This is a genomic window from Sphingobacterium athyrii, assembly GCF_003071065.1.
GTDB lineage: Bacteria > Bacteroidota > Bacteroidia > Sphingobacteriales > Sphingobacteriaceae > Sphingobacterium > Sphingobacterium athyrii.
In genome coordinates, this window is record NZ_QCXX01000002.1 from 210064 (window position 1) to 235881 (window position 25818).

The following is a 25818-nucleotide window of genomic DNA, read 5'->3' on the forward strand; positions in this document are numbered from 1 at the left end:
TATAATTGTTTTAATGTTCACCATAACCTACATCATCTAATTTTCCTTTAAAGACTCGAAATTGGATGATAAAATAAGCGACTACCAAAATTGCCGCAAAAATAAACCATCCTAAACCTACAGCGAGCCCATATTCATTTGCAGCAGCATTCTGTATGGTCAGTGATGGGTTTATAGTATTGGTCGAAGGAAGTAGGGTAGGAAACATGGAGGCTACTGTCGTCGCAAAACTTCCTAGTATAAATAGCGCTGAGAAGAGAAAACCGATGCCATCTTTTTTGAATGTTCTGATCCAAAACTGTCCAAACAAGCCAATAGTTGCGATCAATGGGAAGATCCAAAGCCAATAATGATTTTGCAGATTATTCAGGGATATCGGTTTTACATAATGCCAGACATAAGCCGATAGGAGGACTAATGCAAGCAATACGAAATTCAGTTTAAATATGATATTTTTAAGCCGTTGATTTAAAGTACTGGATGTTTTTAATATGACCCATCCAGCACCATGGATTGTCAGCGTAACGACTGCCACTAAACCTAATATTACCGTAAACCAGTCAATAATGCCTTGATGTTCGGCAAGAGGATCAAAGGTGGGATTCCAGAGTGCTAGGAAGAAATAATGCGGTTCCTGAGTAGATACGCCATTTTCGACCATGCCGAGGTTAACTCCTCGGACTACATTGCCTAAAGCGGCTCCAAAAAAAAGCGCAAGAAGCAGGCTCGCCAGACCAAAAGCTTTGTCCCACAGGGTTTCCCAAAGCCTATGATGCACTTGACCTCTCAGTTCAAGACTTATTGCCCTAAAGATCAGTAACCATAATACCAGCATGAGAGGGAGATAGAATCCACTGAAAGATGACGCATAAAGTGTGGGAAAAGCAAAGAATAAAACTCCACCCGATGCGATCAGCCAAACTTCATTGGCATCCCAAAATGGACCGATTGCATTTGTTACAGCCTTCTTCTCCTGTTCGGTCTTAGCAAAAAATAAATGCACAATTCCCGCTCCAAAATCATATCCGTCGAGGACTACATAGATACCCAACATGAAAGTTAATACAACAAACCAGAATATTTCCATGACAAATTAGTTTAAAGCGATAGGAGTATGAGGCTCGGGGCCTTTTCGAATAATTTTCAATACTAACATAAGGAACAACAATCCCAAAAGAATATAGAGTCCGACAAATCCCAATAAGGTAAATAACGTATTACCAGAAGATACCGTGGGCGATACGCCATCTACCATACGCATCAGATTGTAGACCAACCAAGGTTGTCGTCCTAGTTCGGATGTATACCAGCCTGCCGTATTGGCGATATAGGGAAAAGGGATCATAAACATAATAATCCACAGTAACCATTTGGTCTGATACAACTTATTTCGCCAAAGTAAAAAGCTGCCCAATACCATGATTCCAATGAATATTGTCCCTAAACCAACCATGATGTGATAGCTATAATAGAGCCCCGGAACATTTGTGGGATGTAATGAGCCGTCGAACTCGTTTAGCCCTTTTATTTCAGCATCCCAGCGTTGGTAGGTAAGAAAACTTAGGACATTTGGGACAGCAATTTTATTGTCAAGTTTTTTGTTTTCCATATCAGGTTGGCCGATAAGGACAATCTCGGACCCCCCTTTTTCTGTTTTGAAGATACCCTCCATCGCTGCGAATGATGCTGGTTGGTATTTAACAACATTTTTGGCGGCAAGGTCGCCTGTTGGGAATGCGAGTATAACGGATGAAATGGCGCCAAAGATAACACCGCTTTTTACGAATATTTTTCCAAATTTGCTATGTCTATCGCTGAGGAGGTAGAAAGCTCCGATAGAGGCAACAAAAAAAGAACTTGTAACTAAAGATCCAGCTTGATTGTGGAGATAAGAAGGCCATAACCATGGATTGCTAAATAAAGAACTGAAATTGTTCAGCACAAACTTGCCATTTTCGAGAATTTCATAGCCTACAGGGTGCTGCATCCAGGAATGCGTGGCAATAATTAGAAATCCACTGGCCCAAGATCCAATGAATACCATCAAACCGGAGAGAAAGTGTAGCTTGTGACCAAGTAATTTTTCTCCGAAGAGAAACATTCCCAAAAAGGAAGACTCCAGGAAAAATGAAAACATTCCTTCCATTGCTAAGGTCTGTCCAATGATCCCCCCTGTAAGTTCAGAGAATTTTGCCCAATTTGTGCCAAATTGAAATTCCATGGGTATACCTGTCACAACACCCATGGTAAAATTGAGTGCAAAGATCTTCATCCAGAATTTTGAAGCATTGTTGTAATCTTCATTGTGAGTTTGTAGAAATTTCCATTTGAAATAGACGATCATCAATGATAATCCCATGGTCAATTGGGGAAATAAATAGTGGAATGTGATTGTAAAGGCAAATTGAAGCCGATTATAAAGAATCATGTCTTCCATGGATCCGAAGTTTTGGTTAATGACATTTAAATATAACCATTTTTTTGTCGTGCCGGCCTCTTAATTCGCTTTATTTTTTTTGATAAAATGCAATATTGTCGAATAAATTAACTGTCGTTAACTTGTATCCATAACAGAAAATAGATCAGCGATCGACCAGATAAAATAGCCTTTTTAATAAGTCTGTTTTTTTGTCTTATCTTCGTCCAAATAATGGAAAATAGCAAAAGAGAAGAGAAACATCGGAGACATGAAAAAAGCGATAATTTTAATGGGTATTTTGCTGATACCTATACTTTTTATTGTGCTCAACAATAAGGACAGGGGAAAAGTTTCGAAGGATAATATCATATTTCGAGATAAATTATCCGACTATGGATTGTTTAAAGGGAAAATAGCCGATCTTGTACCAAATGACCAAGGTATTTCTTACGAATTAGCTTCGGCATTATTTACAGATTATGCCGAAAAAAAACGTGTTATTTTCCTTCCAAAAGGAAAGAAAATTGTGGCATCAGATAATGGATTGCCAAATTTTCCGGACGGAACCATTATTGCTAAAACTTTTTTCTACCCGAAAAGGGGTACTTCCCAAGAGTCAAAATCAATATTGTTGGAAACGCGCCTCCTGATTAACGAAAGTGGGCAATGGAATGCAGCGACCTATCAATGGAATTCGACTCAAGATGAAGCGTTCTTACTAGCTGACAGCGCAGCGGTTCCCGTTTTATTTTTAGATGGTAAAAGCGTAAAAAGGCAGACAAATTATATTATTCCGTCCCGCACAGATTGTATTGCCTGTCATCGTCAGGGAGATCGCATACTACCTATAGGTCCCAAGATTAGAAATTTAAATCGGGTAGTCTTGCGGGACCGTGATACAATCCAACAATTGGAATATTTGAAAGCTAGAGGTATAATAGATATTCCACCATTGAGACTAGGTTCGCTGCCTAGCTACGATGACCTGAACCAATCTACTGCGCATAGGGCAAGAGCCTATCTGGAGGTGAATTGCGCACATTGCCATAACCCTATGGGAACAGCCTATATGACTATGCTGGATCTTAGATTCGAAGCTCCGATTAACGAAACCGGAATTTGGCTTAAACAGGCAAAAATTATTGGACGAATGTCGGTATTGGGTGAGATGCATATGCCTCAAAAAGGAACTACTCTACTTCATGAGGAGGGTATAACGCTAATTAAAAGCTATCTTCAGTCCCTCAAATAAATATTTAATAAATTTTTAAAGTGCTGATAATTAGTGTGTGGAGAGCTTTTTTTTGTTCATTGCAGATCAGATTTTGCCTGTGTTTTTAATAATATCTATAGAATTAGTAGATTATATTGAAATATCTTTTATATTTGTGGGAGACAACAAAGATATTAAAGACAAAAAATGGTGTCTTCTTGGCAGAATAAAATTTTAATACATGGTGAACTATATCAACATTAGTAAAATCACATTCGTTATAAATATTACTGTAAAGTCTTTAATGGCTAAATCCTCTTCTGTAAGAAAAATGCGAATGTGTATTATAGGATAAATTTCCCTTATCTTTTCTCAAATTGACATTAGGGAGGCGCTCGCCTCCCTCAATGTCTTCAAAATAGAAACAAGTTTTCGATTGGCGTTGGCACTTGTTCGTATTCAGGAATAACATCCTATTTAGATGTTTTTGACATTATTGATCGAAATAATAATGTTGAGATTATCATTGAAGAAAACATTAGAAAAGCATGTTTTTGACCAAAAAATAGTTCTTGTCATCCATTTTTCAAATGAGACTAACCAAAATACTAATTTAGCATAAAATCCAAATTGGTAATTTCTTATATTGCGACAATGTTTCCAATTAAATAATGCTATCATGATACGGTATACCAAACTTTTCATGGCAATGACCATGTTTCTCTTCGCTACATTTGTTAATGCACAAAATAAGAAGCCCAATATAATTCTGATTCTTACAGATGATTTAGGGTATAGTGACCTCGGCTGCTATGGGAGTCCAAATATTTCAACCCCTTTTTTGGATTCTATCGCCAATCGAGGCGTGCGGGCGACAAACTTTATGGTGTCAACTCCCTCTTGTACCCCTTCTCGGGCATCTTTGCTGACCGGACGATATGCTTCTCGTTATAATCTACCGGCGCCAATTGGTCCGGGATCAAATCTCGGACTACCTGATGAAGAAGAAACCATTGCCGAGCTGCTAAAAAAAGTAGGTTATAGGACAGGTCTGATCGGTAAGTGGCACCTTGGCGATAAACAGGCGTATCATCATCCCAATAAGCAAGGATTCGATTTTTTTTATGGTATGTTATATAGCCATGATTATCGAGACCCTTATGTAAAAACAGATTCAGTCATAAAAATTTTTAGAAATAGGAAGCCAGAGGTTGTAGCACCTGATGATTCAGATTTAAGTACATTATATCATAAGGAAACGGTGAGTTTTATAGAAAACCAGGATAAAGATCATCCTTTCTTTTTGTATTATGCGCATAATTTTCCTCATTTACCATTGGCTTTTGCCAACAAAAAGAATAAGTTTGTTGATCAGCAGAATGCAGGACCATTGGGCGCAATCATGCGTGAGTTAGATCATAATTTTGCCGAGCTCTGGAAGACCGTAGTGAAAAAAGGATTGGCGGATAATACGATTTTGATTTTCTCCAGTGATAACGGTCCTTGGATTGCATATCCTTCAAGGATGTCGGACGACCATGCGACCAAAAACTGGCATGTGGGGACAGCCGGTGTATTTAAAGGATCGAAAGCTGAAACTACTGAAGGTGGGGTCCGTGTCCCATTCATCGTGTACGGAAAAGGATATGCACAGGAAGGTAAGGTAATTAGACAAGCGATCAGTAATTTGGATCTGTTGCCAACGATAGCAAAATGGACAGGGGCCCCTCTCCCAAAAAAATCCATCGACGGTCAGGCGATAGATGCCTTACTAAATGGTAAAGCGAAAGATCTAAAAACACCACATCGCCCGATATTTTTGGTAAACTACGGCCATGTAGAAGCTGTCCGGTCGGGAGATTGGAAATATAGGCGTATACCAGCTGGTGTCAACCAGATATCTGGAAAACCTTATGATGCGGTAGAAGAATTACATAATATTGCATGGGATCCGAGCGAAAGAACGAATATCATAATGGATTATCCGGAGATAGCGCAAGAACTTCGAACCTTGTTCGAGGGCTTTGATGGAAATATGAAGTAAAAGATGAATCAAATTTTAAAAAAAGCGACACCTTTTTCAAAAGGTGTCGCTTTTTTTGCTTTAGCTTAAAGCAGTTTGAAGGAAACTTCTTTAACATCTCGACTATTGGGACCAATGTAAATTTTAAAATCCCCGGGTTCAGCAACATAATTAAGATCATTATTAAAGAACTTGAGATCTTTGAGTTGAATATCAAATTTAACTGACCTGACTTCGCCTTTCTTCAAAAATATTTTTTGAAAACCTTTTAATTCTTTAACCGGACGGGTGACAGAACCAACTAAGTCCTGAATATATAATTGAACGGTCTCCTCTGCGTCGTAGTTACCTGTATTGCTAATATCAATACGTGCTTGAATGGTGCCATCGTTGTCCAATGTGTTTTTATCCAGATGAATCTCTCCATAAGCAAAGGTCGTATAACTCAATCCATAACCGAAAGGGTAGAGTGGGGAATTGCTAACATCTAAATAGTTTGATTTAAACTTTTCAAAATCCCCGGAGTTTCCATAAGGTCTTCCTGTATTTTTATGTGCATAATAGATTGGGATCTGACCAACATTGCGCGGAAAAGTCGCTGTAATCTTTCCTGAAGGAACAACATCTCCATATAAGACATCAGCAACAGCCTTTCCCGTTTCCGAGCCGCCGAACCAAACATTTAAGATCGCCGGAACATGGGCATCTTCCCAAGTAAGCGTTAGCGGTCTCCCTGTAAATAATACGAGCACAATTGGTTTTCCTGTTGATAATAATGCTTTTAAAAGGTTTTGTTGATTTTTAGGTATGTCCAGCTCGGAGCGGCTTGAGCTTTCTCCGGACATTTCTGAAGATTCTCCGAGTGCGGCAACAACAACATCTGATTGTTGAGCAACTTTTACGGCATCTGCGATAATTTCTTCTTCTTTCCGAGGATCTCTTACTATTGTACGCCCAAACATTGTCGCATGCTTTTGGTAGGTAGGATCTTCCAGCAGATTCGTTCCAAGATGTGTCAGGATGTTTACTTTATTACCCAGCACCGCCTTCATTCCTTCTACTAATGATGCTGTTTTCTCTAATTCTGCACTCACGCTCCAGGTACCCGGCATATTAGCTCCTGAATTGGCTAAAGGGCCAATGACGGCAACTGTGCCCGTTTTTTTTAACGGAAGAATCTGATTTTCATTTTTCAGCAAAACGAATGATTTAGCGGCAATTTCTCTTGCCTTGGCATGATTTGCAGCCGAACCTATCACAGTTTTCGCACGCTGATCATTACAATAACGGTATGGATCTTCGAATAGCCCCAATTTATATTTTGCTTCCAACACAAAACGGCAAGCTCTGTCGATATCAGCGAGTTTAACCTTGCCTTCGTCAAGCGATTTTTTCAGTGTTGTGAGAAAACCTTCACCTACCATATCCATATCAACACCAGCGTTCAGACTTAATGCCGAAACCTGTTGTAGATCGCCGAGGCCGTGCGCTGTTAGTTCATTGACAGCCGTATAATCTGTTACAACTAAGCCTTTAAAACCCCATTGCTTGCGTAGCACATCGGTCATCAACCATTTGTTGGCTGATGCGGGTACGCCATTAATATCGTTAAAGGAGGTCATTATACTGCCAGCTCCGGCATCTATAGCTGCTTTGTAAGGTGGTAGATATTCATTGTACATGCGATGGAGGCTCATGTCCGTGCTATTATAGTCCCGTCCGCTTTCTGCTGCGCCATAGAGTGCAAAATGTTTGACACAGGCCATCATTGTGTTGTGTGCTGCTAAATTATCCCCCTGGAAGCCTTGGACGATAGCCTCAGCTACTTTTGAGCTTAGGTAAGTATCTTCACCAGCACCCTCGGAGATACGTCCCCATCTCGGGTCTCTGGAAATATCCACCATCGGCGAAAAAGCCCAGTTAATGCCATCTGCTGTCGCTTCTTCTGCCGCTATGCGGGCAGATTGTTGAATTAAACCCATATCCCATGTCGCCGCAAGGCCCAAAGGAATAGGGAAAACAGTGCGATAGCCATGTATGACATCCATACCGAAGATAATTGGAATCTTTAGCCTAGACTGCTTGATTGCAATTTCCTGGGTCTTGCGAATTTTGGATGGCGTACTCATACTAAAGATACCACCAATCTGGCCATTTCGAATTTTAGCGTCCACGTCTGTGGAAACCGTTGTTCCTGTTGTCGCCTCGCCGCCGGTAACAAGATTTAGCTGCCCGATCTTTTCTTCGACTGTCATCTTGGCCATAAGCTGGTTAATGAACTCATCCATTTTTTGATTTGACTGTGCTGGACTCACATGCCAAGCAAGAAATGCAAGAAGGAATGTTCCTACTACTTTTTTCATTGTATTTTTTTGTACGTTATGAACTAAATGTTTTAATTGAGTGCATAACACCCGATTTAGTTGCTGATTTTATAAAATAAGCTTGTGTTGACTAAGAGCTTCTTGTTGACAATTTTATATTTTCGTGGAGGGAACCATTTTCAACGTGTGACAGATTAAAAATGATTCCGAATTTCCCACTACTTTAGATAGGGACTTGTAAAACCAAGTTTTTTCAATCCCTGCTGAATCTCTGGTGCTTGCATGAATAAGTCCCAGATTTTTCCTGTTCTATAATTTTCGATCATGACGATAATGGGACCTTGATCGATGGCAAGATAACGTTGAGGGTACCAATTTGCAGTTTCGCTATAAGCGTCATAATATCCATATTTTCCCCAGACTTTATTACCAAATTGTTTGTTCAAGTATTGGGCAAACTGAATACTTTCATGAGGTGTATAGGGCATAGATGACAAGGCTGCTGTTGGTGAGATTACACCGGGATCGTTGTCCGGGTGGTGTGCATCGTAGCCTTTAATAGAATAACTGGCTGTCCAACCCCAGCCTTTTTCAGCACCATAACCTTTATATCCTTTTGGATTTTGGTTGGCATAGGCTAAATTTATCTTAGCATGGTTGCTTGTTGCTTCCCAATAATCTGCGTACTGATCTTTTAATCCTTTGGGGCTTAGTCCTAAATAGGAATAATGCTCCCAAAAAAGCGGACCAACTTCACCTTCTTTGGCATTATGTTTAAGTATGAGCGGAATATCATACTTTTTGGCTGTGCTTTTGATTGCTCCAGATCTTGCCCAGCCCTCATGATATACAGCGGGTGCAATGGGATGAGTGGGAGAGGAGGCAGCCAAGATATAAGTAATAAGACATTCATCATATCCTCTAACAGGGTGGTTTTGCTGAAAGTTAAATTTTGGACTCCAATGCCAATAAATGACGTTTTGTCCATTCGTATAATGATTCCAATTTATTCCCTTCCAGAGTTTGTCGGCTTTTTGAGCAACCAATTGAGCTGAATCACCTTTATCCTTTAGATATTCACGGATGGTAACCAGACCTTGAGCCAAGAAAGCGGTTTCCACAATGTCGCCTCCGTTATCTTTTTCACTGAAAGGTTTGGCCGTCCCCAGTTCTCCATCATACCAATGTGCCCATGCGCCTTTGAACCGTTCGATCTTGCCTAGATAATTCATGATATGATCCAACTTTTGGACACCTTGTTCCTGACTGATAAATCCACGTTCCATGGCGACAATCATGCTCATAATCCCGAATCCACTACCACCTATGGTAATTACATTACGGTCGTTTTCTGGATAGACACCGTCCATATGAATACGTTCCCGAGCAAGGCCGGAAGTAGGTTCGGCGCCTTCCCAGAAATATTGAAAGGTATGTTGTTGAATACTGGTCAACAACGAATCTTCGTTGAAATGATGACCATTGATTGAATCAGTTTTTGATGGGCTGTCTGTATGGTTATTGGAGGCGTTTTGGCATGAACTGCTGAGAAGAAGCGCCAGAGCAATACCAGTTAAGTAAGGATATGCTGTTCGATTTCTCATGGCTAGTGTTGTTTAAAGTCTTAAAAAAATGTTCAAACGACCTATGGTCGTTTGAACCAAAGTTATAGTTTGTGTGTATTACCAGCCTGAATTTTGCGGCATTTCCGGAATCTGAATACGTTGGTCTTCCGGAATCGGAAATAACAGCATTTTGTCTTGGAAGGTTTTTCCGTCCGCGGCCATCGCTGTTTTTGCTTGTTTAGTACGGATGAGATCAAACCAGCGGTCATGTTCAAAGGCGAGTTCAAGGCGCCTTTCTTTCCAGATCAATTGACGAAGCTGCGTCTGATCTGTAGTCGTTATTTCTGCTAATTTTACCCGTTTACGGACAGTGTTTAAAGCATTTAAAGCTTCGTTACTGTTTCCTAATTCGTTGGAAGCTTCTGCTAATATTAAGTAAATTTCGCCCAAACGCAGGTAACGTACATTTTTATCTGTGTCGCCAGCTCCACCGTTCGCAGACGAATACGCTTTTTCATTGTACATCGGATTTTCTACGCCATTGTCAATCAGACGGCCGTCGTAAAGTGTTTCGCCTCTGAAAATAATCGTTGCATCGCGACGAATATTATCTTTTTCGGCATTAAAGGCGTCCAATAAGTTTTGACTTGGGATATTAAAACCCCAACCTAAATTGACAGCTCCTCCACGAGGTGCTTGCACTTGACTATATTGTTGAATTCCATGGGCAATGGAGCTTCCTCGGGCCTGCCATTCGAAGAGCGATTCCGAACCATTTTCACCTTCTAATCTCCAGATTTTTGCATAATCAGTTTCTAAACTATAGCCTCCAGAGTTGATAACTGTTTTTGCCAGGTCGGCAGCTTGTTGCCATTTGCTCTGATACAAATACACTTTTGATAATAATCCTTGCGCAGCACCTTTGGTTGCTCTTCCTAGGTCCTTAGCTGCATATGCAGATTTAATAGGTAGATTGTCAATAGCAAATTGTAGATCGGCTTCAATATAGGCATAGACCTCAGATGCCGGTTCTCGTTTTATCAAATCACGATCTTGGATAGGCACATCGCCCCAACCGCGGACTAGATAAAAGTAATTTAATGCGCGCAGAAAACGAGCTTCGCCAATCAGACGATTTTTATAAGCCTCGTCCGTTAACCCATACTTTTCTGTATAATCGATGGCCTGAGAAGCTCGCCCAATAGATTTATACCACCGCTTCCACATCGATAGGAAAGATCCTGCTGTTGATGTGTAGGTTAAGTTATCCAATAATAATTTATCACCACCTGCATCAGTAGAAGAACTACCCTTATCTGCATTATCAGAAATCATTTCCGTCACTCCTAGAAAAGAAAAAGCATAGTCCCAATCTGTAAACATGCCATAAATCCCATTGACAAATTGTTCTGGGGTATTTACAGTTTCACTGTCTTCTGCTTCCACACGTTCTTTTGACGGAACATCAAGAAAACTATTGTCTTTGCAGGATTGTAATACAAATCCCGAAGTTAGAAGAACTGCTATATAGAGTTTATTAATTTTCATGTTGATCATCATTTAGAGATTAAAATTGCATATTAAGTCCAAAGAGGAAATTTCGCGTGGTTGGGTAAGCTGAAAGCTCAATTCCTGAAGTTAAATTCGGGCTTCCGTCACCGGCTAATTCTGGCGAAAAACCACTATAATTTGTAAACATAAACGGATTTTGAGCCGTTACATATAAACGTAATTTAGATTTCGAGCTATATAAATTGTTAAAGGTGTAACCTAAAGTGATATTGTTGATTCGGAAATAACTTCCTGACTCTAAATAATAATTAGAAGGTAAATACGATCTGTCTGCTCCCGGATGCGCATTTGTATGGTTATCTGGAGTCCAGCGATTTTCAAAAGTTTCTAAATCAACATTTTGACCAGCATTCATACGTGCACTTCTTAATCCGTTGTAGATTTTGTTGCCCGAAACCCCATATCCCGAAAGATTAAAGTCTATTGCTTTGTAATTGATCCCCAGATTTATACCGTAAGTCGACGATGGTAAAAATGAACCAAAGAATATACGGTCACGTGAGTCAATGATACCATCGTTATTCTGATCTTTAAATTTCAGATATCCCGGTCTAGCTGGACCATTCGATGGATAATTTTTGACATCTTCCGCATTCTGAAATACACCATTTGTTTCATACATCCACCATCCATAAATGGGTTGCCCAACACGTAATTGTTTTGTTAATTCTCCATTGTTGAGACTGCCGCCTTGATCACCATCGTATGCTGCTTTGACTTCCTTAACAGTATTTTTGTTGTAAGAATAATTTACGCCAACTGTATAGCTGAAATCCGGAGAAATTGATTTATTCCAGTTTAAGGCGAATTCAACCCCTTGATTTAAGATTTTGGCCCCGTGATCATAAAATTTTTCTTCATAAGCAGAAGTGAACGTCGGAGTGACCAATAAGATTGCATTCGTATTCATTTTATGATAATAATCAATCGAACCCGAAAGTTGATTATTTAAAAATGCAAAATCTAGCCCAGCTCCAGTTTCTTCTGTAACCTCCCAACTCAAATTTTTTGCAGGGGTACCATAAGCACTTCCAAATACCATCGTTTGTTCGGGGCCAAATACGTAGTTGTAATTTGAACTTTCCGGACTCTGTAGAATGGTAGATACATTTAATGGGATATCTTGGTTACCAAGTTTTCCCCAGTTTCCACGAACCTTCAATAGGTTGATCCAGCTAACATCTTTCATGAAATCTTCATTGGTAACAGTCCATCCTAAGCCAACGGAAGGGAAAGTACCCCAATATTTTCCTGTATTGCGAAAGACACTAGAACCATCACGTCGCAATGTTGCAGTTAAATAGTATCTACTATCATAATTATACTGGACACGTCCGAAATAGGAGGCTAGTGCTCGGGGGGTATAATAGGTCTGTAATGCAATACGATCATAGTCTGCTCCCGGTGTATTATTAGCAAGGTTAATATTCCAATATTGTTCCTTTTCAGGAACATCATATCCAGTCATGCTCGTCATGCTATTGATATCATATTTTTCCCGTGACATACCTAAAACAGCTTCAATATGATGTTTTTCGAAACTTTTATTAAATGTCAAAAAGTTCTCCCATGACCAACGAAATTGTTCTAAATCAACGTAGTTTAAACTGTTGTTAGCAAATTGAATATCATCCGGAGATGCCGCTTTGCTCGAGGCAAAATCTTCTGCTGTTTTCTGTGGATTAGCGTTAAGCCAACGATCTTTTATATCAGTAAAAATACGTTGTTTGGAATAAAATTTATTGCCACCAATGCGTGAATTGACTTTTAAATAGTCGGTAATTTTAAATTCACCTTCAAAACTGCCTTGTAGACGAAGTGTATTTGTTCTTTCATTTTGACGTAGCACCTCGTACAAGGGATTTCCTTCATCATTTAATTTGGCAATAATATCACCAGATTTGCCAGTTATTCCCCCCAGACCGGTAGTTTGATTATAATATCCAGTGCCATACCGACCATTGTCATACCGGACGGGCATTATTGGCGCTTGTCGATAAGCGGTGTTAAATGCACTAAACGGTTTGGGAGTGGCGTTTGTTAAAGTTAAATTTAAATTTTGACTGAATTTCAGACGATTATCTAAAAATTTGTATACATTATTATTTCGTAAGGTATTTCTAACAAATTTTGAACCATCCAAAATTCCATTTTCGGTAAAATTGTTGGCAGATACGAAGTAGTCTATTTTTTCAGTGCCCCCGGAAATATTAACCGAATTATTAAATACTGAGCCTGTTTTTAATAATTCATCGTACCAATCCGTATCATAGGTTTGTTCTTTTTTTAGGCTATATTTTTCCCCGGTCGAAGACCAATATTCATTTGCATATTGTGCAAATTGTGATGCATTAGCCATTTTAACACGGTTGAGAATTTTCTTCAGCCCAGCATAGCTTTCATAATTGATGTTAACAGAACCAGCCTTCCCCTTTTTTGTAGTCACAATAATGACACCATTTGCTGCCCGAAGACCATATATGGAAGCCGAAGATGCATCCTTTAATACATCCATCGATTCGATATCCGAAGGATTGATATTATTGATGTCCGTTTGTGCAATACCGTCAACGATATACAATGGATTTCTTCCACCTAAAGCCGTTCCCAATCCACGAATGATAACATTTGGCGAAGAGCCTGGTGCTTCATTTGCGATGATATTTAAACCTGCAGCTTTGCCTTGTATGGATTGCATCGCAGACATTGCCGGTTGCTTCGTGATATCGGATGACTTCAAGGAGCTAATTGATCCTGTCAAGTCAGCCTTTTTTTGTGTACCGTAACCGATGACAACAACTTCTTCCAAGGCTTTATTTTCATTCTCTAAAAATACATTGAGTTGCGTCTGATTACCGATGTATACCGTTTGTTTGCGATAACCTAGAAAGTTAAATACCAGTGAATCGGTAGGAGCGGCATTGATCTGAAATTTCCCCGTTGCGTCGGTTTTTGTAGATACTGTTTTCCCTTTAATACTAATGGTGACCCCAGGCATGGATACCATGCTTGAGCCATCTTTGACTACCCCTTGTATAGAAGTTTGTCCATAGGCTACCGAGACGACCATGGATGTCAAAAATAATGCGGATAGATTCCTCATATCGTAAATTTTTGGTGTTTGTTTAAAATACAGTTGGTTATTTCCCTGAAGCAAATATGTTGATGTAGTACAACTTCGCCAAAATTTAACATTTTCACATCACTACTACAGTTAATTTTTACTTTCTCAAAGTAAATTTGTTTTTACTTTAAATAGCTGATAGTAAAAATATAAAGAAGTGTTTTTATACAAAAAAAAGCATGCGTTAGTGTGAAGGTGACACTAACGCATGTGTGTGGTAATGATGTAGTGTTTGTGGCGAAATTTTAACGTTCCAATAGGAATTCAGAGAGGTTTTTATCTGTTGGAATACCCAATTTCTTACGCAAACGATAGCGCCTGATTTCTACCCCCCGCGTACTAATGTTGAGTAATGAAGCAATCTCTTTACTCGACATATTGAGCCGCAGGTAAGCACATAATTTTAGATCATTGGGGACAAGGTCTGGAAATTCATGCTTTAATTTTTTAAAGAAATTCTCATGCGATTCATTAAAACTCTTCTCAAAAATGTGCCAGTCACGATCATCGTTATGGGCATCTTCGATCAGCTTATTTATTTTTTTCAGTTCGTCAGAACTTAGCTTGTTGCCTTCTGCATCTTTAAGCTGCTTGAGTTCATCGTGCAGATTGTTCAACATTTCATTTTTATAGACAATATTGAGTGCAGCGTTGGCCAGTTCCTTGTTCTTTAGATTAAGTTGATCTTCCAGTTGTTGGTTCTTCAATTTAATCCATTCCTTTTCCTGCTGTTCGGCTTCTCTTTCCAATGCAATTTTCTTCTCTTCCAGCCATTTTCGCTTCGCCTGAAACTGTCTCTTTCTTTCTCGTTGAAGATTAAAATTATAAAGAAGATAAACCATTCCGCCGGACATCAAAATATAAATGCTTTTTGCCCACCAGGAGAGGTACCAGGGATATTTAATGGTGAGAGCAATCGTCTGTACCTCCGAAGTCAAGCCAGTGTTGGTTCTGGCCCTTACTTTAATTTCGAAATGCCCATAGGGCAAGTTTGTAAAATCTTGAAAGGCTGTTTCACTCCATTCAGACCATTTTCCTGAATACCCGTCGAGGTAATATTGGTATTGTAATGGTGAAGAGGAATAATAAGGGCTTGAGAAGCTCACCCGGAGATTGTTTTCGGATGAGGCCAATTCAAGGTCAGCCCCCGGTAAGATAGTTTCTCCGGTTGTGAGATTGGTCAATTGAGCAATCTGCGGTGGCGGCAATATAAATTTAGCGGGCTCATCAGAATTTCGGTAAATGGCAAAACCATCGTCCAAGCCAATGAGATAGTAGTGATTTTCTATGGGTAGGATGTTTTCATAATTATTCATCATACGATCTTGCAAAGGGCTGAGGAGATTGGAGTCTATCTTCAGTTTTCCTTTGCTATCAAAATCCACTTTGGCAATTTTTGTCTTCTGAATAAACCAATAACTATTGGTGTTGATGGGAATTATCTTATTTGAATTTTTGTAACTTCCTAATGCATTGTTCAATTCATCGGAATAGCTAAAGCGTTTGACAATGTTATCAAACTGCATGAAGCCACTGTCTGTGGCGAAAACGAGATTATTTTCTAAGGTATAAATTCCATTAAATCTTCGTTTAGCAGCGAGACTGTCTTGCATCGATGTAAATTGGATATGTGCTTTTTGGAAGCTCGGATCAAAATTAATTAACTGTACCTGTCCCCAATCCCCAATCCAAAATGAATGGTTATCTTTTTGGGCAAGGAATCGAACAGGTTCTTTGATTGAAGAAAATTGCTGCACAAATTGAATTTGTTTACCATCAAAAACGAATTTTGATAATCCGGTATAATTCCCCTGAAGAATATTTTTTGTTCCAAAGATAGGTTTGAATATCCAGCCCCCTGTAATTTGGGAGATCTTTTCCAATTTACCACCGACCAGTTTGAAGGTTCCTTCATTATGACCGCAAATGAGGTCTTCACCGAAAATGGTCAATGTCCAGACTTGACCATTTGAATTGGGGACTTGTACAAAATCTAATGAATTATAATTGTTTAAACCCTTCCATTCACTGACGAATAAGCCCTTATTTGTCCCTAAGTAAATTTTCCCCTGGTAAATAATTGAAGTATACACAGTACCTATCTTGCCTACAAAGTCGGTGTAGAAAGATAAAGATGAGTTGATTTCGATACGGTCAATTCCATTATCGAGGCCTACCCAGATATTTTGTTGTTTATCCTTTACGATGCTAAGTACCGTATTATTCTGTAAACCATTGTTTTTATTGATATGTTGAACAATTTCTCCAGTTTTATTGATAATAATCACGCCATTTTGAATGGTGCCAAAAGCATATTGACCATCGTATAAATAAATACCGTTATTTATTTGAGATTGACTAAGAATAGCATTGGCTGGAATTAACCATTGTTTAATTAAACCGTTGGACGCCATCAGATAAAGCCCGTGTCGGGCAGTAGCAACTATTGAGTGATCCTTATCAAAGGGTAATATCGCTAAAATATTTTTATCCCGGAGAATCTCCTTGCCTTGTACAGGGACCAGCTTTCCGGCTCTAAATTCATGTAGACCACTGGGGAGCTGTTCAAAAAATAGCTGATTGTTGAGCTGATGGGGAAATAAGAATGGTTCACCTTTAGCTATAAGTGGTCTGATTTTATTGTTTTCCCAGATGTAGGACTTAGAAAAAGTGTGGAAGAATACACGATGATCCTCCACGATAATTTTCCAGATCTCCTCATTTGGAAAATAAGTCTTGTCTGCTACCAATTTGGATAAGCTATGATAGGTCATCTCTCCAAATGCCTTTGAAGTCCAGTAGCCGAATTCACCTCGTCCGCCTGTATATACTCTTCCAGCTTTATCAACAGCGACACTACGTACTGTTGAGTGGTTGGGAAGTGGGTACATGCGCCAGAATTGTCCGTCAAATCGTAGCAAACCTTCTGTATTGGCGCTATAGACCCGTCCTTCTTGATCGATAGCCAATGACCAATTCTGGTTTCCAGCTTTGTATTGGCTTTTTTTGTATTGCTTTACAAATGGTGTTCCCGTAGGTATGATTGTCTGGCAATAGCCGGTATCCATATTAAGAATAAAAAAAGCGCAAAACCAAAAGATACAGGCAATGCTATATTTTTTTGATATCATCGAATATCTCACTTTAAATTGATTTGAAAAGCAATATATAGATTTTATCGCAAATGGGCGAATGCGAGCCGCAGATGATTGTTATTATAGACATTTAAGCTATTTTTTTAAACAAAATAGTCGAAATCGTTTTCGCATTTTTAATCCCCTAATTCCATGAAGTCTATTCGTTTTTTAATTACCTTGGAAACAAATAACCAAACAAAAGACAACTATGACTTGAACAAATCTTTAAAAATTAGATTTGGATTCAAACGAATTGCTCAAGGAGGGAATCCATCAATCAAAACGTAAACCCAAAAAACACTAAACAGTAAAATTATGAAATCAAAGCTTTTCGGAAGAGGGCCCTGTGCGCTTATTCCCTATGCTTCCATGGCAATATTTTTGTCACCGGGACTATCATTGGGAATAACTAAAAGCCAAGACAGAAGTACCCATCTTCAAATTAATCAGGAAGAATTAGAAATCAGAGGTAAGGTTGTCAACAAAGATAATTCTCCTTTGCAGGGAGTATCCATAAGTGTAAAAGGAATCCCCGATCGGAGTACCCAGACCAACGATAAAGGGGAATTTATGATCAAGGTGCCTGCACATGCAACTTTAACTTTTTCATCCATAGGCTACGCTGGACAAGAAATTAAACTTGGGGCGAATCAAAAGACAGTACAGCTCACCTTACAGTCGAACGAGTCACTTATGGATGAGGTTGTTGTCGTGGGCTATGGAACACAACGAAAAAGTGATTTAACAGGTTCTGTCTCTTCCATTAATGCAAATCAAATTAATGCGTTTCCATTAGCCGGTACTGCACAAGCATTGCAGGGAAGAGCCCCCGGAGTCTCAGTGACCAGCACGAATGGAGAGCCCGGTAAAGCTCCTCGTGTACGGATTAGGGGTGGTAGTTCCATCAATGCGAGTAGTGATCCATTGTATGTGGTTGATGGCTTTCCGGGTAGTTCGGCCCCCGCTCCTGAAGATGTTGAATCTATCGAAGTATTAAAAGACGCTTCTGCAACAGCTATTTATGGTTCCAGAGGGGCTAATGGAGTGATCATGATAACAACAAAAAAAGGACGTTCAGGCAAACCTGTTATTGAATTAAATAATTCCTTTGCTTCACAGAAAGTAGGGAAGCGCCTTTCGCTATTAAATGCGTCGGAATTTGCCGCTTATATTAACGATACCTATACGAATGCTGGAAACAATAATCTACCATTCAAAGATCCGAAATCCCTGGGTGAAGGAACCGATTGGCAGGATCTTATTTTTAGAAACGGAAACCAGTTGAATAATCAAGTCTCCGTGTCGGGAGGCAGTGACAATATAAAATACTATACTTCCGTCAGTCATTTTGGACAAAAAGGAACTGTGATCAATTCCGATTTTAGAAGACTTTCCGGAACTTCAAATTTAGAAATGAAGGTTTCTGATCGAATCAAAATCGGAACCAGACTGCTGTTTAATCGCAATAAGTTAAATGGTGTAAGGACACAGGAGGGAAGTAGCGGAACGACAGGTGCGGGAGTGATCTCTGCAGCCTTGCGCTTTGAACCCACACAGGGAGTTTACGATGAGGAAGGAAAATATACCTTAAAGCAGTTCGGTGATCCGCATGATAATCCGGTGGCTGCTGCGATGGAAAGAAAAAACGAGGTGATTACAGATCTATTTCAGGGGAATGGATTTGTGGAGTTGGGGATCCTCAAAAATCTGATCTTTCGTAGCACCTTTGGTGTACAGGTCAGTAATCAACGTACAGGTAATTATGTATCAAAAGAACTTGTCGAAGGGAGGAATTTCGGTGGAGTTGGATCGATCGCGGCACATAAAAATACCAATTTGATCAATGAAAACTTCCTGACATATACACAAACCTTTCACGAAGACCATAATCTGAATGCTATGGCTGGTTATTCCTATCAGAGTTCTAGAAATGAAACCTGGCAGGCCAATAATCGAAATTTCATTTCAGACAGCTTTAGCTATTGGAATCTAGGTGCTGGGTCCAATTATCAAAATGCGTCCTCAAATCTTGAAGACTGGGTAATGTCTTCATTCTATGGACGTTTAAATTACAATTACAAAAATCGCTACTTTATTACCGCTACGGGCAGGTACGATGGATCCTCAAAGTTTGGTGACAACAATAAATGGGCTTTCTTTCCTTCTGGAGCGCTTGCTTGGAATGTGAGCCAGGAGCCGTTTATGAAATCGATCGATTGGCTGAGCAATTTAAAATTGCGAACAAGTTATGGTGAAACTGGAAACTCTGAAATTGGTTCCTACCAATCTTTGGCTAGATTCTCACCTACCTTGACAACAATGGGCGGAAGTCCAGTTAACGCAGTGCGTCCCACGAATGTCGCCAACCCGAATCTGACTTGGGAAACAACCAAACAGACAGACGCCGGATTGGATATCGGCATTCTAAAGAGCCGAATCAACCTATCAGTAGACTATTATTACAAAAAAACGATCAATCTCTTGTATCAGGTGCCACTGCCGCTCTATTCGGGTTTTACTACAGCGCTTCAGAATGTAGGAAGTGTACAAAACAAAGGTTGGGAATTTGGTTTGCAGACAACCAATCTCAATGGCGCCTTTGGATGGAAAACAGATTTTAACATCAGTTTCAATCGCAACAAGATTTTGCAGCTTCCTGGAGGCGAGATTCGATATAATACAATCCCTGGTCACATGCTTTCAACGGATTCGCAGCTGCTCCGTGAAGGAGAGGTACTCGGTGCATTTTTTGGATGGGTGACAGATGGAATTTATCAGCAGGGTGATGATTTTAGCGCACAGCCAAATAAGAAACCCGGTGATATTCGCTATAAGGATTTATTTGGCCGCGATAAAAATAACCAATTGACTGCTGGCGCAAATGGTGTTGTGAATGCCGATGACCGTACAATTATAGGCGATCCAAATCCTGATTTCACCTTCGGTTTTAACAATGATTTTAAGTACAAGAATTTTGATCTGAATATTTTTATGCAAGGAAGTTATGGCAATGATATGTTGAACATCACACGAATGGAACTGGACTGGATGGCCGGGAAAGGAAATGCCACTAAGGATGCATTGCGACGCTGGACACCCGAAAATACCAATACTGACGTACCAAGGGCAAGCTCAACTAACAATCCCGAAGTTTCCTCGCGTTGGGTAGAAGATGGCTCTTACCTCCGGTTAAAGAATCTTGCTCTTGGCTATAATTTTTCTGAAAAGTCACTCGAAAAAATTCATCTAAAATATTTAAGAATATATGTCAGTGCACAAAATATATGGACATGGACCAACTACACGGGTTTTGATCCTGAGGTAAGCTATCAGGACTCTAACCGAAATGTCGGATTAGATTACATGGGCTACCCCAACATTAAATCGTACACCCTTGGCCTAAATCTGAGATTTTAATAGCACGGATAATATTTTAAGGTGTTAATGATGAGTGAATTAAAGATAAATAATATATAATTAGAGTGTATCATTTCAGTTAACAAATCGAAATACGCACTTGTTAATAATAATTTATGCTAATGAAAAAGATAACGATATATCGTATTATACTTACGACGCTGTGTTTTACCAGCCTGTTTTCCTGTACCAAACTGAACGAGGAACCGGTAAGTATTTTGGATCCCAAGCAATATTTTAAGACAGAAGCGGATGCAGAAGCTTCCGTGATGGGGATTTATGGGCTGTTAGCCAATGCCGATTTTTATGGGCGGCGATTGACCATGGTACTGCAATTGCTGGGGGATGACATTGATATTGCTGATATAGGTACGCAGTCTAGTCGGATTCAATTGAACAGTTTTACGCATGATGCGAGCAATCAGGATCTGCTCGCTGTGTGGAAAACCGCTTATCTGGGTATTGGCGCGGCAAATGCCGCAATAGATGGTATCCCGGCCGTAACAATGAATGAGACTAAAAAATCGGCACTTATTGCCGAAGCGAGGCTACTCCGGGCTTTGTATTACTATCACTTGGTGCAGCTATTTGGGGATATTCCATATATCGGTGAATTCGTCAGTGATCCAAGTAAAGTAATTGCAATCAGCAAAACTCCGGCAGCAAAGGTTTATGACAATATCATCGCAGACTGTGAATATGCGGTTGCAAATTTGCCGGATACCCATGCCAATAATAACAAAGCGAGGCCATCTAAAGGAGCCGCTCAGACTTTGTTGGCTTCGGTCTATATGGTCTTAAAAAAATGGGATGATGCCGCCAGGATGGCTGAGACTGTGATCAATGATGCAAACAAATACCAGTATGCATTGGTTAAAGATTATAATAACCTATGGGATGCTGATCTTGGTTTTCAGACTGAGCATGTCTGGGTCGTTGATTTTCTGGGCGGAATTACCGGAGAAAATTCATCCAATCAAGATTATACGGCACCGATGACCGGTGTGCGGGACGCTGATATGTTGGGTTGGAGCGTTCTTGTACCATCAACTGGCGTATATGGTAGTTTTTCTGATCAAGATTACAGAAAGAAAATTAGTTTTCTGACCGAAACACCGATAAAAGGAGTGATGACACCTTATCAGAAATGGAAATGGCCTCGTATACATACAGCAAAATGGTGTTTGCATCCGGGTACGAATGCTGGAGCGGATGGTTCGGATTCGGATATCAAACATGTTATCTTTCGCTATGCTGAAGTTCTTTTAATGGCAGCTGAAGCATTAAACGAAAGTAAAGGTGGACCGACAGAGAAAGCATATACCTATATAAATGCGGTTCGGGCTAGAGCAAGATATACACCACAGGGAGTACAGAATTATCCTGCCGACCTGGCAACGGGTATGTCGCAGACAGACTTTCGAAAAGCTGTGCAGGAAGAACGTCGTGTTGAATTAGCTTTTGAATGGAAAAGATGGTATGATATCAAACGTTGGGGACAAGTAGTGGATGCATTTACTAGGCAGGGAGCCTATGAAAGCCAGCCAAAAGTAAAAGATTTTCATGCGCTGATGCCTATTCCTCAGGATGAAATCGCACGTAATACAAATTTACTCCCCCAAAATCCAGGGTATTAAAATACTAGTATCAGACTACTTTGAAGCTAAATGAAAGAAAATATCAACTTATAAATAGGTTGATATTTTCTTTTTGAGTATAGACATCGCATTTTTATGCTATCTCCAACAAAGAAACAGCGATTAAAAATTTAATTTTCTTCAAAATCCATTCAATTCTGTCATAAATCAAGGAAAAAGACATTTTTTCCACCTATTTGAACGAAAAATACCCCGCTTGGACGGGGGCTATTCTTGATCTTTGGTTTCATTTATTGAGTTAAATAACCAAATAAACCAAGACAACTATGATAGCACCGATAACCAAAACGGTAGGGAAAGGGTTGCTTTTGTTTTCGCTAATGAGTATGGCCGCACCACAAGTGTTCGCACAGTCACAGTTGAAAATATCAGGAAAAGTAACCTCACCGGCGGGCGAACCACTCGCGGGGGTGACAGTACAGATTAAAGGCGCAAAGAATGGAACCGTTACAGATGTATCCGGCAATTATCAGATTCTTGCCAAGGATATTGATGTACTGATTTTTTCACTGGTAGGTAGAGAAAAAACAGAAATAGCTGTTGATAAAAAAGAGCATATCAATCTCGTACTACAAGAATCAAGTAGCCTAATGGACGAAGTCGTCGTTGTAGGGTACGGAACGCAGAAAAAGAGCAATTTGACGGGAGCAGTTGCTGCAGTAGACGGAAAAACCTTGAATAAACGAATTGCGACTAATCCTACCCAATTACTTCAAGGGCGTATGCCAGGACTTCGTGTGACACAGGGATCCGGAGAGGCGGGTAATGAAAATGTGAATTTACAAGTTAGGGGATTAGGATCTTATGGTGCTTCTTCCGCACCATTGGTCATTGTGGATGGGATTCCCGGTAGTCTGGAAAACCTGAATCCACAGGCAATTGAAAATATTACGGTATTAAAAGATGCAGCCTCAGCAGCAATCTACGGGGCAAGAGCTGCAAACGGGGTGATCCTCGTGACAACCAAACAGGGTAAATCCGGGAAAGCCCAGCTGAGCTACGATTACAATGTTGGAATAACAAAGGCTTCAGCATTACCTGATTTGGTCTATAATTCGGTAGATTATATGACCCTTTATAATCAAGCTGCTAAAAATTCAGGGATCACCAATGCGAATTCGCTGTTCAGTCAGGAAATGATTGATGCTTATAAAAATGCGACAGACAAAACGCTTTATCCTGACTTTAATTGGTTGGATGCCGTGTTTAAAACTGTACCGGTGCAAACGCATAACTTAAGTTTAAGCGGTGGTGCCAATGGAACCAATTATAACGTTATCCTCGGTTATGTTTATCAGCCCGATATTATGATCGGGACTTCCTTTAAGAAATATAATCTCCAATTGAATCTGAACTCAAAAATCAATGATAGAATAAGTTTTGGTTCAAGCATTACGCTGAATTACGGTGATCGAAAATATCCCAGAAATGGAGCCGAAGATCAGTTCCTTTCAACAATAAGTCAATCTCCATTATATGGTCCTGTACTTCCGGATGGTAGTGGACGATATACCTCAAGAGCATATCCTTTTCAGTCACCCAATAAAAATCCTGTAGCCGTTGCTGAAAATGCATTCACAAGACTGAACAATTACTTTATGCAGGGCAATATTTTTGTCAATGTAAAACTGTTGGAGGGGTTAGAATGGAAAACTAGTGGTGGTCTGACCTATGGATTTACCAAAAACTATACGAACAAGCCTGTGATCAATCAATACATGTGGCAGGCAAAACCAGATGCACTGCCTGCACGTCAATTGGATGTCGGAGGACAAGGATTGGAGGTGACTGATGATAACAATGTATATCCTGTTGGGTATACCCAACTGACTTACGACAAGTCAGTTGGAGATCATAACTTGAAAGTACTTGCCGGTACACAGGCAGAATATAACAAAACGCAAAAATTATTTGGCAGTAGGTTACAATTCCCTAATAAGGATCTGCTTGAATTGGATGGTGGTGGGGCGGGACAACAGTCCAATAGTGGTATCACGAATGAATGGTCTCTAAGATCCTATTATGGACGTTTGAATTATGACTACAAAGGCAAGTACCTGTTGGAAGGAAATGCCCGTTATGATGCTTCTTCACGTTTTCCCGAAAATCGTAAATGGGCCTTTTTCCCATCGGTATCAGCAGGATGGAAGATCTCAGATGAAGCTTTTTTTGGAGAACGACTTAAAGAGACAGTCAATGAAGTTAAACTTAGGGCTTCTATCGGAACCCTCGGGAATCAGAATATCGGAAACTATCCCTATCAAACTGTTTACAGCTCAGCTTTCGCCTATCCCTTTGAAGAAACTCTACAGCAGGGAGCACGTCAGGTTGCTATGGCAAATGAACGCATCAAGTGGGAAAGTACCAAAGTATTGGATTTTGGTATTGATCTTGGATTCTGGAATAATAAGTTGACAGCCTCTTTTGATTGGTACAATAAAGTGACCTCCGATATTCTGTCATCATCGACAGCATTCCCTTCCTATATCGGTCTTACTGCACCGACCGTAAATTATGGAACGTTGCGTAATCGAGGGATCGAACTCGGACTTCAATACCGTGAAAAAATTGGGGAGGTATCCTTAACATTAAATGGTAATATCCAGGCCAATCGCAATAAGGTTATAAAATATGGGGCTGAACGTATTTCAGGAAATACCATTATTCGGGAAGGTTTACCATATGGCAGTTTCTACTTGCTGGAAAGTGTAGGAATATTTCGCTCGAAGGAAGAGATCGCAAGTTCGCCAAAACAACAAGTCCCAGCGCAACCTGGCTATTTGAAATTTGCGGATGTCGATGGTGATAACAAGGTGGACAATAATGACCGCGTTGTAGTACCTGGGGCATTTCCAGATTTTGATTATTCATTTAATGCAACCGCAGTATGGAAAAACTTTGATTTTACAGCATTTTTCTTTGGATCTCAAGGCCAAAAAATATTTGTTAGCGAATGGGGAATCGTTCCTTTTAGACAAGGTGGGACTTTCACGCGAGAATGGATGGACGCCTGGACACCGGAAAATCCAAATGCATCATTGCCGATTGTAGGATTGGACAATTCGCCTGCAGCAAATAATGTACGGACGGCCTCTACATTTTTCTTGAAAGATGGATCTTTCTTACGGTTGAAAAATATTCAAATAGGTTACAGTATCCCACAGAATACATTATCAAAGGCAGGTATTTCGGGACTACGTGTTTATTTTGCCGCGGATAATCTGGTTACTTTTTCGAAGTTCCCAGGTTTAGATCCAGAACGCGGCGTATCGTCCAGTGGTGGGGCGACCTCAGGACGTTATGTAACCCATCCTCAAAATAAAGTTTTTGCATTTGGTGCTAATATCACCTTCTAACTGATGAGAT

At 40.0% G+C, this 25818-nt stretch carries 12 protein-coding genes; 5 read left to right on the forward strand and 7 right to left on the reverse strand.

Annotated features, from left to right (window positions below):
* Positions 1-10 precede the first annotated feature (10 nt).
* Positions 11-1087, reverse strand: coding sequence for a cytochrome d ubiquinol oxidase subunit II (gene cydB / locus DCO56_RS07405; RefSeq protein WP_108633124.1), 1077 nt, complete (start codon positions 1085-1087; stop codon positions 11-13).
* A gap of 6 nt (positions 1088-1093) precedes the next feature.
* On the reverse strand, positions 1094-2437 hold the full coding sequence (locus DCO56_RS07410) for a cytochrome ubiquinol oxidase subunit I (protein ID WP_108633125.1): 1344 nt from the start codon (positions 2435-2437) through the stop codon (positions 1094-1096).
* A 250-nt stretch (positions 2438-2687) separates the two neighbouring features.
* Here DCO56_RS07410 and DCO56_RS07415 point away from each other — a divergent pair, with 250 nt between their 5' ends.
* Positions 2688-3671 (forward strand): hypothetical protein, encoded by a 984-nt coding sequence (locus DCO56_RS07415; RefSeq protein WP_146190996.1) that lies wholly within the window; start codon positions 2688-2690, stop codon positions 3669-3671.
* 640 nt (positions 3672-4311) lie between these two features.
* Positions 4312-5676 carry a sulfatase-like hydrolase/transferase gene (locus tag DCO56_RS07425; protein ID WP_245935789.1) on the forward strand — a complete coding sequence of 455 codons (1365 nt, stop codon included), beginning with the start codon at positions 4312-4314 and terminating at the stop codon, positions 5674-5676.
* A 65-nt stretch (positions 5677-5741) separates the two neighbouring features.
* Here DCO56_RS07425 and bglX read toward each other — a convergent pair whose 3' ends face one another.
* The 5 genes from bglX to DCO56_RS07450 form a co-directional block, all read right to left on the reverse strand.
* Positions 5742-8018 carry a beta-glucosidase BglX gene (bglX, locus tag DCO56_RS07430; protein ID WP_108633129.1) on the reverse strand — a complete coding sequence of 759 codons (2277 nt, stop codon included), beginning with the start codon at positions 8016-8018 and terminating at the stop codon, positions 5742-5744.
* A gap of 179 nt (positions 8019-8197) precedes the next feature.
* On the reverse strand, positions 8198-9583 hold the full coding sequence (locus tag DCO56_RS07435; RefSeq protein ID WP_108633130.1) for a glucoamylase family protein: 1386 nt from the start codon (positions 9581-9583) through the stop codon (positions 8198-8200).
* A gap of 78 nt (positions 9584-9661) precedes the next feature.
* The gene (locus tag DCO56_RS07440) at positions 9662-11092 is read right to left on the reverse strand and encodes a RagB/SusD family nutrient uptake outer membrane protein (protein WP_108633700.1); all 1431 of its coding nucleotides are present in this window, start codon (positions 11090-11092) and stop codon (positions 9662-9664) included.
* A 19-nt stretch (positions 11093-11111) separates the two neighbouring features.
* Positions 11112-14219, reverse strand: coding sequence for a SusC/RagA family TonB-linked outer membrane protein (locus DCO56_RS07445; RefSeq protein WP_108633131.1), 3108 nt, complete (start codon positions 14217-14219; stop codon positions 11112-11114).
* Positions 14220-14485: 266 nt separating this feature from the next.
* A complete protein-coding gene (locus tag DCO56_RS07450) occupies positions 14486-17371 on the reverse strand; it encodes a triple tyrosine motif-containing protein (RefSeq protein WP_108633132.1) in 2886 nt (961 codons plus the stop codon).
* Positions 17372-17692: 321 nt separating this feature from the next.
* Between DCO56_RS07450 and DCO56_RS07455 the strand changes: the two genes are divergently transcribed.
* The 3 genes from DCO56_RS07455 to DCO56_RS07465 all read left to right on the forward strand — a co-directional run bounded on the left by DCO56_RS07455 (position 17693) and on the right by DCO56_RS07465 (position 25808).
* Entirely contained in the window at positions 17693-20794 is a 3102-nt protein-coding gene (locus DCO56_RS07455) for a SusC/RagA family TonB-linked outer membrane protein (RefSeq protein WP_108633133.1), read from the forward strand.
* Positions 20795-20916: 122 nt separating this feature from the next.
* Positions 20917-22431: a RagB/SusD family nutrient uptake outer membrane protein gene (locus tag DCO56_RS07460; protein WP_108633134.1), complete on the forward strand. Its 1515-nt coding sequence runs from the start codon at positions 20917-20919 to the stop codon at positions 22429-22431.
* Between the two features lie 287 nt (positions 22432-22718).
* Positions 22719-25808, forward strand: a complete 3090-nt coding sequence (locus DCO56_RS07465) for a SusC/RagA family TonB-linked outer membrane protein (RefSeq protein WP_245935790.1) — start codon at positions 22719-22721, stop codon at positions 25806-25808.
* Positions 25809-25818: the final 10 nt, after the last annotated feature.